Consider the following 508-nt stretch of genomic DNA (forward strand, 5'->3'; position numbering starts at 1 on the left):
GGCACGTGGACTGGCCTGATCTGGTGGCCTGTCGCGCCCCCCAGCCGCTGCTGGTCCAGTACCGGCGGGGCGACGCCCTCCTGCCGCTCGCGGGGGCCGAGGCCGCCCACGACCGGATCGGGGCCTACTACGCCGACGCGGGGGAGCCCGCGGCCTACCGGGGGGAGTTCAGCGACGGCCCGCACGCCTTCGACCGACCCATGCAGGAGTCGGCCACGGCCTGGCTCCGCGACCGGTTGAGCACCTGAGGAGTTGCCGAGCCACGTCGAGCTCGTCAGGTGATGATGATGGGTGTGCCCAGCGGCAGGAGATCGGCGAGCGTAGTGATGTCCTCGTTCGACATCCGGATGCATCCGTGACTGGCTGCCTGCCCGATGCTGTCGGCGTCGTCGGTGCCGTGCAGCCCGATCTGGCCCGGCCCTCCTAGGAACTCGTCGAGGACCTCGGAGAAGGCTGAGACGCCGTACGCGAACGGGCCGTAGCCCGGGTTGGTCGGGGCGATGAGCTC

1 protein-coding gene and 1 pseudogene are annotated in these 508 nt (G+C 71.1%); one reads left to right on the forward strand and one right to left on the reverse strand.

Features of this window, described 5'->3' with window-relative positions; all coding sequences use genetic code 11:
* A pseudogene (locus tag L0B03_RS19050) lies at positions 1 to 248 on the forward strand (hypothetical protein); the annotation flags it as partial.
* A gap of 26 nt (positions 249 to 274) precedes the next feature.
* On the opposite strand, the gene L0B03_RS19055 reads toward L0B03_RS19050, so the two are convergent.
* The coding region (locus L0B03_RS19055; protein WP_250448690.1) for a L,D-transpeptidase at positions 275 to 508 on the reverse strand (234 nt) is incomplete at its 5' end.

It is taken from the genome of Actinotalea sp. C106 (assembly GCF_023630195.1).
In the GTDB taxonomy this organism is placed as follows: domain Bacteria; phylum Actinomycetota; class Actinomycetes; order Actinomycetales; family Cellulomonadaceae; genus Actinotalea.